Here is an 11246-nt window from a genome sequence, read left to right as displayed (position 1 = left end):
GCGGGCCGCGTCCGGGGCGGGTCAGCCCGTCCCGGCGTCCGCGTGCTTCGCGTTGACGGCCCGGCGCAGGGCGCGCGGGACCGGGCCGGCCGCCGGGGCCAGCTTGTCGATCCGGGCCCGGAACTCGCGCCGGTGGCGCCAGGTCAGGGCCGTACTCAGCCGGGCCGCGTCGACCAGGGCGACCAGCGCCGCGTCCGCCGGGTCGACCCGGCTGAACGGGCCGCTCAGCGCCGAGGTGACGCTCGCCGCCAGCGCCTTGCGCACCCGGGGCTCCGCCAGGGTGACCCGGGCGACCGGGAAGATCCCGAGCACCCGGTGCTCCTCGACCCGGATCCGCCCGGCGGCCGCGAGCCCGTCGCGGACCACCCGCGCCGACCGCCCCCGGCGCCCGATCCAGCTCCACCAGGTGCGCCGCCGCCCCTGGCGGATCTGCTCCAGCAGCGCGGCGGAGAGCGGGTCGAGCCCGCCGGTCGGGCCGTCGACGGCGGCCGGGTGCCGGCCGTCGTCACGGATCAGCCCGCGGCGGAGGAGCTCGGTGAGCGCCGCCGCCCGCAGGGCCAGGTCCAGGTCGGTCGTGCGGGTGAGCCGCCCGCGCTCGGGGTCGTAGGCGAGCAGGTAGAGCTTCTCGGGCAGATTGACGGGAAGGTCCATCTCGGTCTCCGAAGGATCAGGGACGATCTGCGGAGCGCCCGGCCGCTGCGGTCAGTCCTCGGCGGGACCGCCGTCCTCCGGGCTCTCCTTGGGCGGTCGGCCGCGCCGGGGAAGCCGGGCCGCGCCGCTGGGCATCCGGCCGGCCTCGCCGAGGGCGCGGCGGAGCACGACCTCGATCTGGGCGTTGGTGCTGCGCAGTTCGTCCGCGGCCCACCTCGCCAGTGCGTCGTGAACCGAAGGATCCAGTCGCAACAGGAGCTTCTTCCGTTCCGTCGCCAACGCCGCGCCCTTACTGGTAGAGGGAGCCCGTGTTCACGACGGGCTGGGTGCCCCGGTCCCCGCAGAGCACCACCAGGAGGTTGCTCACCATGGCGGCCTTGCGCTCCTCGTCCAACTCCACCACGTCCCGCTCGGCGAGCCGGTCCAAGGCCTCCTCGACCATACCGACGGCGCCCTCGACGATCAGCCGCCGGGCGGCCACCACGGCCCCGGCCTGCTGCCGCTGGAGCATCACCTGGGCGACCTCGGGCGCGTAGGCGAGCCGGGTGATCCGGGACTCGACGACCCGCACACCGGCCGAGGCGACCCGGGCGGCGATCTCGGCGGACAGCTTGCGGGCGATCTCCTCCGCGCCGTCGCGCAGCGACAACTGCCCCTCGTGGTGGGCGTCGTACGGGTAGCTGGTGGCGATGTGCCGGACGGCCGTCTCGGTCTGGATGGCGACGAAGTCGACGTAGTCGTCCACCTCGAACACCGCCATCGCGGAGTCCTCGACCTGCCAGACCACCACGGCGGCGATCTCGATCGGGTTGCCGTCCGCGTCGTTGACCTTGGCGGTCTCGGTCTCGTGGTTGCGGATCCGCAGCGAGATGTGCCGGCGGCTGGTGAAGGGGTTCAGCCAGCTGATCCCCTCGGCCCGGATCGTCCCCCGGTAGGTGCCGAGCAGCTGGACCACCCGGGCCGAGCCGGGCGAGACGACCGTCAGCCCGCAGAGCAGGACCAGCGAGCCGAGCAGCACCAGTGGTCCGAGGACCACCAGCGGAACGCCCAGGCCCTTGTCGCCACCGGCGAGTTGGACCCCGCCGGTGATCAGACCGGCGAGCCCGGCGAGCAAGCCCAGCAGGGCGCCGCCGAGCACCGGCAGCCCCGGTGCCCCGGTGATGACCCGCTCGGTGACCCTCGGGGCCGGGAGGTCGAGGACGGGGCCGTCCTCGACGGAGACGTGCGGTGCGGTCATGGGACCGACTCCCCCTTGTGCGATGTGCGCCGCGCGGACGTCCGCTGCAGCTGTCAAAGTGATATCACTTTTTCGGGGCACCGCACCAGGGGTGAACGCGGTCCGACGCCGCCGGGCGCCGCAGAGCCGCCGGCCGTCGTATCCCGGGGGTCCGCCTCGCACTCCGGCGGATCACCCGAAGTGATGCTCCGGTACGCGCAGTTGAGGACCCGACGCCCATGGATCGGCCACTGCGTGCACGGCCGCGCGGCAGGCGGGATGTACCGGTCCCGCGCGACCCGGAAGGCCACGGGCCCGATCGGCCCCCGGGTCCCCAGGGAGGGTGAACCTCGGCGTGTAATCGCCACGGAGGATGTTTGCGCGCGTACAGTCTGTTCTCGCCGCGCCTGGAGCCCCGTCGGCCGACGGGCCGCACGGGGGTGGGAGAAGTGGGGCGGGTGGGACTCGAACCCACGACCAAGGGATTATGAGTCCCCTGCTCTAACCGGCTGAGCTACCGCCCCGGTTCGCCGCGCGTGCCGGTCGTCGGCCACGGCAGCAGCAGACGGCCCCGCGAGGCCGTCCCGGGCAGCATAGCCGGTCGATCACCCGTGGTGCGCGCCGGGGGCGCAGCTGGGTGCGGGAGGGCGCGCGCCCGCCCCGGTGGCGGGCTCCGGGTGGCGACGGAGGGCCCGGACAGGGCAGCCTGGGCTGATGACGATGCGTGGGGCGGGAGCTGCGGCCGGAGGACTGGTGCTGGCCTTCGCGCTGGCGGGGTGCACCACCGCGGCGCGGCCCGGCACCGTCGCCCCGACGGTCACCTCGGCACCGCCCGGTGCCGCCGACGCCCACGGCTGGAACAAGCAGCGCTTCAAGGGGGCGATCGGCAAGCACACCGGGGTCACCCGCACCGCCAAGCCCACCGTGCTCAACGGCCTGGTCGGCGCGGTGTTCACGCGCAACGCGGACGGGGACCACTTCTGCACCGCCAGTGTGGTCGACAGCGCCGGGCTCAACCTGATCGTCACCGCCGCCCACTGCGTCTGGGACCCGAGGATCGGCCGGCGCAGCGACCTGGTCTTCGTCCCCGGCTACCGCAACGGCGACACCCCGAGCGGGGTCTGGCCGCTGCTGGCGGTCAGCGTGGACGACGGCTGGAAGGACCACGCCGACCCGGACATGGACGTCGCCTTCGCCGTCGTCCAGGCGCAGAACGGCCAGCAGGTGCAGCAGGTGCTCGGTGCCAACAAACTGGGCGTCAACCGCGGCTACCAGGTCCCGGTGCGGGTGACCGGCTACCCGGGCAGCAGCGACGTCCCGATCACCTGCTCCAACACCACCACCGAACAGAGCGCCACCCAGCTGCGGATCGACTGCCCGGACTACACCGGCGGCACCAGCGGCAGTCCCTGGGTCACCGACTTCGACCCGTCCACCAGGACCGGCACCGTGGTCGGCGTGATCGGCGGCTACCAGGAGGGCGGGAACAGCCCGGACACCTCGTACAGCAGCTACTTCGGCGACCGGGTCCAGGCGCTCTACGACCGGGCCACCGGCTGACCGGGCCGGCCCCGGACCGATTCGAACACCCGGCAGTGGCGCCGCCGGGCACGGCCTGGTAGATCTTCCTCTCGAACGGCGGAACGCACGGCCCGGATGCCCGCCCCGAGGAACGAGACGGAGCCCCGATGGCCCCCCGCCCGGTGCCGCCCGCGCGCGCGGCCGGAGCGACCGCGCTGGCCGCCCTGCTGCTGACCGCCGGCACCGCGTGCGGCAGCGGGCCGGACGCGGCGCCGAACGCCGAGGTCGCCCAGCAGAGCGCGGCCCGCGACCGGATCGGCACGCTGTCCGTCCACAGCGCCCAGGGCCCCCGGTCCTGCACGGCGAGCGTGGTGCGCAGCCCCGCGCGCAACCTGCTGGTCACCGCCGCGCACTGCGTGCAGAACCAGCGGGTCGGCCTGCTGGACGGCCTGGTGTTCACCCCCGGCTACCGCAACGGGTACTCCCCGTACGGGAGTTGGCAGGTGCAGTCGATCACCGTCGATCCCCGCTGGGCCTCCGACGACGACCCGGACTACGACGTGGCATTCGTCACCGTCCGCCCGACCGACGGCCGGCAGGTCGAGGAGGCGGTCGGCGGCAACCCGCTCGGCACCGGCCGGGGCGTCGGACTGGCGGTCTCGGTGACCGGCTACCCGAACGAGAGCGACGAACCGATCACCTGCGCGGTCCGGACCAGCTCGCAGAGCGCCACCCAGGAACGCTTCGACTGCGGCGGCTACACCGACGGCACCAGCGGCAGCCCCTGGGTGACCGGCGACGGCACGGTGGTCGGCGTGATCGGCGGCTACCAGGAGGGCGGGGACACCCCGGGCACCTCGTACAGCGTGGCCTTCGACCGGCGGATCGCCGACCTGTACCGGCGGGCGACCACCTGATCCCCGCGATGCCCGCCCCGGCCCGCCCGCGGCGCCGGGGCGGGCACGGCGGGGTGACGCACGCGACACCGGGGCGGACAACACGAAGGCCCCCCGGTCGTCCGAGGGGCCTTCGCTCTGAGCAGTCACCGGGCGGACCCGGTGCAGCTCCCGCAATTGGACTCGAACCAATAACCTGCCGATTAACAGTCGGCTGCTCTGCCAATTGAGCTATGCGGGATCGCGGTACTCAACTTCCGTACCACGGGCGGGAATCGGGCTCCGAGGAGCACTACTCCCGAGCTCCCCCAATTGGACTCGAACCAATAACCTGCCGATTAACAGTCGGCTGCTCTGCCAATTGAGCTATGGGGGATCGGCTTCCGCTTCGGCTCCCGTGACCCGGGCTCCTCGGCGCTCGCTGCGGGACATACATTAGCGCACTCGGGGGGGTGGTCCGCCAATCGTTTCCCCGGCCGCCCCGAACCTCCGGTCCGGCGTGCCCCGCGCGCGCCCCCGACGGCACCCGGGGATGCTGGGGGCGCGGACGGTTCGCCGTCCCGGGCAACGGGTAGGGCAATGCGGCAGAAGGCCGCCAGGAGAGGGTGGGTCCGATCATGTGGAAGCTGTCGTTGGCCGCGGGCTTCGCGGCCGGCTACGTCCTCGGCTCGCGGGCCGGGCGCCGGCGCTACGAACAGATCACCGAGGTCACCCGGCGGATCGCCCGGAACCCGACCGTGCAGGGGGCCACCGACCGGGCGCGGCAGCAGGCCGGGGCGGTGGCCGGGAAGGCGGCCGGTGCCGTCGCGGACCGGGTCGGGGACAGGCTGCCGAACGCCGTCACCGACCGGGTGCCGTACTTCACCCGCTCCCGGGCGGAGGACGACGGCTGGGGCACCGTCCGCCCGTGACCGGGCGGTAGCCACCGTCCGTGACGGGGCGGTGATCCCCCGGCAAAGGAGATCCCAACGCCCGGTCCCGAACCGGCAACGGCTCACCCGGCCCGGACGCGTCCCGGGCCGGGCTGAGGCATGATCTCGACATGGCCATCGTCGCGGGGATAGACAGCTCGACCAGCCGCACCAGGATCGTCGCGTGCGACGCCGACACCGGCACCGTCCTGCGCTCCGGCAAGGCGCCCCACCCCGTCCCCGAGGACCAGGACCTGCGCCCCGGCGAGGCCGACCCGCAGGTCTGGCTGCACTCCCTCGGCGACGCCGCGGCCGGCGGCCTGCTGGAGGGCGTCCGGGCGATCGGCGTCAGCGCCCAGCAGCACGGCATGATCGGCCTGGACGCGGGCGGGGTGCAGGTGCGGCCCGCGATCCTGTGGAACGACCCGCGCTCCAGCGGCGCCGCCGCCAAGCTGCTGGACGCCCTCGGCGGCCCGGCCGCCTGGACCGCCGCGATCGGCGCCGTCCCCGGCCCCACGTACACCATCGCCAAGCTGCGCTGGCTGGCCGAGTTCGAGCCGGCCAACGCCCGCCGGGTCGCCGAGGTGCTGCTGCCGCACGACTGGCTGGTCTGGCAGCTGCTCGGCCACCCCAAGCGCCGCACCACCGACCGCGGCGACGCCTCCGGCACCGGCTACTGGTCCCCGATCACCGGCGAGTACCGGCAGGACCTGGTCGAGCTGGCGCTCGGCCACGAACTCCGGCTGCCCGACGTGCTCGGCCCCGCCGAACCCGCCGGGCACACCCCCGAGGGCCTGCTGATCTCGGCCGGCACCGGCGACAACATGGCCGCCGCCCTCGGCCTGGGCCTCGGCCCGGGCGACGCGGTGGTCTCGCTCGGCAGCGCCGGGACGATCTTCGCGGTGCACGAGGAGGCCGTGGTGGACGCCACCGGCCTGGTCTCCTCCTTCGCCGACGCGAGCGGCCGCCACCTGCCGATGGTCGCCACCCTCAACGCCGCCCAGGTGCTGCGCTCCACCGCCGCCGTGCTCGGCCGGGACCTGGAGGGGCTGAGCGACCTCGCCCTGCACTCCTCCCCAGGCGCCTACGGCCTGGTGCTGCTGCCCTACCTGGACGGCGAGCGCACCCCCGCGCTGCCGCACGCCGCCGGCACCCTGACCGGCCTGCGGGCCGAGGCGATGACCCCTCAGCACCTGGCCCGGGCCGCCGTCGAGGGCATGCTGTGCAACACCGCCGACGCCCTGGACGTGCTGCGCGCCCTGGGCGTCGGCATCAAGCGGGTGTTCCTGCTCGGCGCGGCCGGCCGGCTGCCCGCCGTCCGGCACATCGCCCCGATGCTGTTCGGCGTCCCGGTCGTGGTGCCCCCGCCGGGCGCGCACGCCGCCCGCGGCGCCGCCCGGCAGGCCGCCTGGGCGCTGGCCGGCACCTCCGAGCCGCCGGAGTGGGCGCTGCCGGACGCCGAGACGGTCGAGCCCGAGGGCGAACAGGACCTGGCGATCGGGTCGGCGGTGCGCCAGCAGTACCGCGCCGCCCGGGACCAGATCCACCCGGAGGCCGCCGCCGGCCCCTCGGCCTGAGCCCTGCCGTCCGGGCCGACCCCGACCGGCCGGAGTCCGCCGGTGAGGATGCGTCACCCGGCGCCCGGTGGCAGCGTGGGTCGGGACACGGCAACCGAGGCGAAGGGCGACAGCCACCCATGGCCCTGCACAAGGGGACCGGCGACGACCGCCGGCTGAGCGTCAGTCCGTTCCTCGGCATCACCGACCCGCTGGGCGCGATGGAACTCGCCCCGCCGGTGCACCGGCTCGGCGAGGGCCCGGTCGCGGCCGACACCGCGTACCAGCTGATCCACGACGAGCTGATGCTGGACGGCAGCGCCAAGCTCAACCTGGCGACCTTCGTCACCACCTCGATGGAGGTGCAGGCGACCCGGCTGATGACCGAGTGCCTGGACAAGAACATGATCGACAAGGACGAGTACCCGCAGACCGCCGAACTGGAGCGGCGCTGCGTGGCCATCCTCGCCGACCTCTGGCACGCCCCCGACCCGGACGCCGCGGTCGGCTGCTCCACCACCGGCTCCAGCGAGGCCTGCATGCTGGCCGGCATGGCGCTCAAGCGCCGCTGGATGCGCCGCAACCCCGAGCGCTACGCGGCCGGGGCCCGGCCCAACCTCGTGATGGGCGTCAACGTCCAGGTGTGCTGGGAGAAGTTCTGCACCTTCTGGGAGATCGAGGCCCGCACCGCACCGATGGAGGGCGAGCGCTTCCACCTCGGCCCCGAGCAGGCCGTCGCGCTGTGCGACGAGAACACCATCGGCGTGGTCGGCGTCCTCGGCTCGACCTTCGACGGCTCGTACGAGCCGGTCGCGGAGATCTGCGCGGCCCTGGACGAGCTCCAGGCGCGCACCGGCCTGGACGTCCCGGTGCACGTGGACGGCGCCTCCGGCGGCATGGTGGCGCCCTTCCTCGACCCGGAGCTGGTCTGGGACTTCCGGCTCCCCCGGGTGCAGTCGATCAACACCTCCGGCCACAAGTACGGCCTGGTCTACCCCGGCGTCGGCTGGGCGCTGTGGCGGGACAAGGAGGCCCTGCCCGAGGAACTGGTCTTCCGGGTCAACTACCTGGGCGGCGAGATGCCGACCTTCGCGCTCAACTTCTCCCGGCCCGGCGCGCAGGTCGCGGCGCAGTACTACGTCTTCCTGCGGCTCGGCCGGGCCGGTTTCCGGGCGGTCCAGGGCGCCTGCCGGGAGGTCGCCGGCTACCTGGCCGGGGAGATCGGGAAGCTCGGCTGCTTCCGGCTGCTGACCCGCGGCGACCAGGTCCCGGTGTTCGCCTTCACCACCACCGAGGACGTCACCTTCGACGTCTTCGACGTCTCACGGCGGCTGCGCGAGCGCGGCTGGCAGGTCCCCGCGTACACCTTCCCGGCGAACCGGCAGGACCTGTCGGTGCTCCGGGTGGTCTGTCGCAACGGCTTCTCCCGGGACCTCGCCGACCTGCTGCTGGCCGACCTCAACCGGCTGCTGCCGGAGCTGCGCCGCCAGCCCGTCCCGCTGCAGGACCTGGGCGTGCCGGTCCGCGAGGGCTTCCACCACTGAAGGCGTTTCCGGGGCGGCTCAGCGCCCCGGAAACGCCGCGGTGGGAGGGCGCAGGGGAAGCGCCCTCCCACCGGGTGGTCCCGGTCGGTCGGGGCAGCCTCCCCCCGTGAGGCTGCCACGACCGGTGGGGGATCCGGGACTCCGTATCGGGCCGACCACGGCCGACCGGCCGGGGCCCGAACGAAACGGCCGGGGCGGTGGAACGCACCGGCAGGGAGAACTCTGCACGACGAACACATGACTGTTCGATGGTTCCGGGGGGTTGTGAGACACTTCCGTCCGTCTCAACGCCATGACCTGGAGTTTGGGACACCGGGCCGCTGAGGTTGGAGAACGAGGAGACGCCGAACGGCCGGACCGGGCGCGCACCTCCCGCCCCGTCGCACCGTCGTCCCGTCCCGCGACTCATGGAGGACCGCGTTGGCTTCCGTCTGGAAGGACCTGCCCGAGGAGCTGTCCGAGCCCGCCCGCCTGCTGGCCGAGGAGCTCCGCAAGCTCAAGGACGACGCCGGACTGTCACTGTCCGAGCTCGCCACCCGGACCCACTACAGCCGGGCCTCCTGGGAGCGCTGGCTGAACGGCAAGCGGGTGGTCACCGAGCAGGCGCTGGAGGCGCTGATCAGGGCGGTCGACTGCGACCCGGTGGTGCTGCGCCGGCTCCGGCAGCGGGCGGCCGACCCCGTGGCCCAGGAGGCCGTGGCCCAGGAAGCCGTGACCCAGGAAGCCGTGGCCCCGAAGACCGAGGACCCGGGCGGGGAGCCCGGGGACCGGAGCGCGGAGCCGGCGCTGACCGACGACGGGTCGGCCCCCGGGACCGACCCGTCCGAACCGGCCGCCGAGCCCGCCGAAACCGCCGAGCCCAGCGACGACCCGACCGCCGGACCGGTCGCCGGAGCCGCCGACGGGCCCGCCGCCGAGACCACCGACGAACCCGCCGACGAACCCGCCGACGCCTGGTGGCGCCGTCCCGCGGCCCTGGCCGCCGGTGCGGCCGTGCTGGCACTGCTGCTGGTGCTGGCCGGACTGCACCTCAGCCGGCACGACGACCAGGCCTCGGCCGCCGACGGTCCGGCCCCGAGCACCTCGGCCACCGGCAGGACCGCCCCGACCACGGCGGCCGTGGCGGGCGCCCCCGACTGCCGGGCCCTCGGCTGCGCCCACAAGGACCCCAAGACCACCGGCTGCGGCAGGGACGCGCGCACGCTGCAGACCCAGGTCATCGGCAAGGTCGTCGTCTACCTCCGCTACAGCCAGACCTGCCAGGCCGCCTGGGCGGCGATCTCCGAGGGCGAGCCCAAGGACTTCGCGGTGATCACCGACACCACCGGGGACAGCGAGACCGCGATGATCCACTGGGGCTACGACAACTACTCGCCGATGCTGAACGCGGCCGACCCCTCGATCGGCTTCCAGGTCTGCGGCACCCAGCCGGCCGGGCACGACTGCACCGGGACCGTCACCGACCTGGCCAGGGTGGTGGCCTCCACCCCGATCCCGATCGGCCCCGCCTCGCCGCCCCCGGGCGCCGGGGCCACGCCGAGCGACTCGGCCTCGGCACCGGCTTCGGCCGACCCGGCGCAGGGCGCGACCCAGGCACCGTCGGCCGAGCAGGTCTCGCCGAGCCCGGCCGCGTCCCCGCCCGGTCAGTCGAGGTAGCCGCGCAGCTGCTCGGCGAAGGCGTGGTCACGGAGCTTGACCAACGTCTTGGACTCGATCTGCCGGATCCGCTCCCGCGTCACGCCGAACACCGAGCCGATCTCCTCCAGCGTGCGCGGGCGGCCGTCGTCCAGGCCGTAGCGGAGCTGGACGACCTGGCGTTCCCGTTCGCCCAGGGTCGCCAGCACGGCGTCCAGGTGCTGGCGCAGCAGCAGGAAGGTCGCCGACTCGGCGGGTGAGGCGGCGTCGGCGTCCTCGATCAGGTCACCGAGCGCGACGTCGTCCTCCTCCCCGACCGGGGTGTGCAGCGAGATCGGCTCCTGGGCCAGCCGGAGCAGCTCGCGGACCCGCACCTCGGTGAGCTCCAGGGCGGTGCCGATGTCGGCCGGGCTGGGCTCCAGACCGCGCTCCTGCAGCAGCGCGCGCTGCACCCGGACCACCCGGTTGATCAGCTCCACCACGTGCACCGGCACCCGGATCGTCCGGGCCTGGTCCGCCAGCGCCCGGCTCATCGCCTGCCGGATCCACCAGGTCGCGTACGTCGAGAACTTGTAGCCGCGGGCGTAGTCGAACTTCTCCACCGCCCGGATCAGGCCCAGGTTGCCCTCCTGGACCAGGTCCAGCAGGGTCAGCCCGCGGCCGACGTAGCGCTTGGCGACGGACACCACCAGGCGCAGGTTCGCCTCGATCAGGCGGCGCTTGGCGATCCGGCCGAGGACCACCAGGGAGTCCAGTTCGCCGGCCAGCGGGTCGGGCGGCGGCGGGTCCGCGTTCAGCTGCTCCTCGGCGAACAGTCCGGCCTCGATCCGGCGGGCCAGTTCGACCTCCTCGACGGCGGTGAGGAGCCGGATCCGGCCGATCTCGCGCAGGTACTGGCGCAGCAGGTCGGCGGCCGGACCGCCGCCCTCGGAGCGCTCGGCGGGGCCCTCGTCGTCGAGGTCCGGCTCGGCCGCCGCCTCCGGGCTGTCGGGGTGGCCCTCCGGCCGCTCCTGGGCGGGGACCCGTGGGCCCGGGGGCGCGGCCCCGGCCCGGCCGTGGTCGGTCTCCTGCTCCCCGGTCGGCGGCCCGGTGGGCCCGGCCCGTCCGGTCGGTTCGGTCGGTTCGGCTCGTCCGGTGGGCTCGGCCCGTCCGGTCGGCTCGGCTCGTCTGGTGGCGGTGGTCGCTGCGGCAAGGCCTCGGTCCACGGGCATCCCTCGGGGCGGGCGCGACTCTGGCGGACCCGCGCTGTACGGAGGTGGGACGCCCTCCAGTGTGGGGTACGCCACGCTCCGTGGCCGAGACTCGTGCGCCGACTT

The 11246-nt window shown here is 74.3% G+C and carries 10 protein-coding genes and 3 tRNA genes; 6 read left to right on the top strand and 7 right to left on the bottom strand.

From position 1 onward, the window contains the following. Nucleotides 1–21 precede the first annotated feature (21 nt). The 4 genes from ACFC1T_RS26945 to ACFC1T_RS26930 form a co-directional block, all read right to left on the bottom strand. Nucleotides 22–651, bottom strand: a complete 630-nt coding sequence (locus ACFC1T_RS26945; RefSeq protein ID WP_375892551.1) for a GPP34 family phosphoprotein — start codon at nt 649–651, stop codon at nt 22–24. Nucleotides 652–702: 51 nt separating this feature from the next. Then, nucleotides 703–930, bottom strand: a complete 228-nt coding sequence (locus ACFC1T_RS26940) for a hypothetical protein (RefSeq protein WP_375892550.1) — start codon at nt 928–930, stop codon at nt 703–705. Nucleotides 931–940: 10 nt separating this feature from the next. Then, nucleotides 941–1888, bottom strand: coding sequence for an SPFH domain-containing protein (locus ACFC1T_RS26935; protein ID WP_375892549.1), 948 nt, complete (start codon nt 1886–1888; stop codon nt 941–943). Between the two features lie 429 nt (nt 1889–2317). Then, nucleotides 2318–2391 (bottom strand) — tRNA-Ile (locus ACFC1T_RS26930). Between the two features lie 190 nt (nt 2392–2581). Here ACFC1T_RS26930 and ACFC1T_RS26925 point away from each other — a divergent pair. Beyond that, the gene (locus ACFC1T_RS26925; protein ID WP_375892547.1) at nt 2582–3427 is read left to right on the top strand and encodes a trypsin-like serine peptidase; all 846 of its coding nucleotides are present in this window, start codon (nt 2582–2584) and stop codon (nt 3425–3427) included. 128 nt (nt 3428–3555) lie between these two features. Further along, nucleotides 3556–4305: a trypsin-like serine peptidase gene (locus ACFC1T_RS26920; protein ID WP_375892546.1), complete on the top strand. Its 750-nt coding sequence runs from the start codon at nt 3556–3558 to the stop codon at nt 4303–4305. A gap of 147 nt (nt 4306–4452) precedes the next feature. Here the strand turns inward: ACFC1T_RS26920 and ACFC1T_RS26915 are convergent. Together ACFC1T_RS26915 and ACFC1T_RS26910 are read right to left on the bottom strand one after the other, a co-directional pair. Next, nucleotides 4453–4525: transfer RNA gene (locus ACFC1T_RS26915), tRNA-Asn, on the bottom strand. Nucleotides 4526–4587: 62 nt separating this feature from the next. Further along, a tRNA-Asn gene (locus ACFC1T_RS26910) sits at nt 4588–4660 on the bottom strand. A 241-nt stretch (nt 4661–4901) separates the two neighbouring features. Between ACFC1T_RS26910 and ACFC1T_RS26905 the strand changes: the two genes are divergently transcribed. The 4 genes from ACFC1T_RS26905 (at nt 4902) to ACFC1T_RS26890 (ending at nt 9951) form a co-directional block, all read left to right on the top strand. Continuing rightward, nucleotides 4902–5195, top strand: a complete 294-nt coding sequence (locus ACFC1T_RS26905; RefSeq protein ID WP_375892545.1) for a hypothetical protein — start codon at nt 4902–4904, stop codon at nt 5193–5195. A 131-nt stretch (nt 5196–5326) separates the two neighbouring features. Continuing rightward, entirely contained in the window at nt 5327–6772 is a 1446-nt protein-coding gene (locus ACFC1T_RS26900; protein ID WP_375892544.1) for an FGGY family carbohydrate kinase, read from the top strand. Between the two features lie 119 nt (nt 6773–6891). Continuing rightward, nucleotides 6892–8295: a glutamate decarboxylase gene (locus tag ACFC1T_RS26895; protein WP_375892542.1), complete on the top strand. Its 1404-nt coding sequence runs from the start codon at nt 6892–6894 to the stop codon at nt 8293–8295. 420 nt (nt 8296–8715) lie between these two features. Next, a complete protein-coding gene (locus tag ACFC1T_RS26890) occupies nt 8716–9951 on the top strand; it encodes a helix-turn-helix domain-containing protein (protein ID WP_375892541.1) in 1236 nt (411 codons plus the stop codon). Here ACFC1T_RS26890 and ACFC1T_RS26885 read toward each other — a convergent pair. Beyond that, nucleotides 9939–11141, bottom strand: a complete 1203-nt coding sequence (locus ACFC1T_RS26885) for a sigma-70 family RNA polymerase sigma factor (RefSeq protein ID WP_375892539.1) — start codon at nt 11139–11141, stop codon at nt 9939–9941. The genes ACFC1T_RS26890 and ACFC1T_RS26885 overlap by 13 nt on opposite strands. Nucleotides 11142–11246: the final 105 nt, after the last annotated feature.

This window comes from Kitasatospora sp. NPDC056076 (genome assembly GCF_042266305.1).
In the GTDB taxonomy this organism is placed as follows: domain Bacteria; phylum Actinomycetota; class Actinomycetes; order Streptomycetales; family Streptomycetaceae; genus Kitasatospora.
The sequence above is the reverse complement of the archived record's forward strand: the minus strand, read 5'-3'. Positions and strand labels throughout refer to the sequence as shown.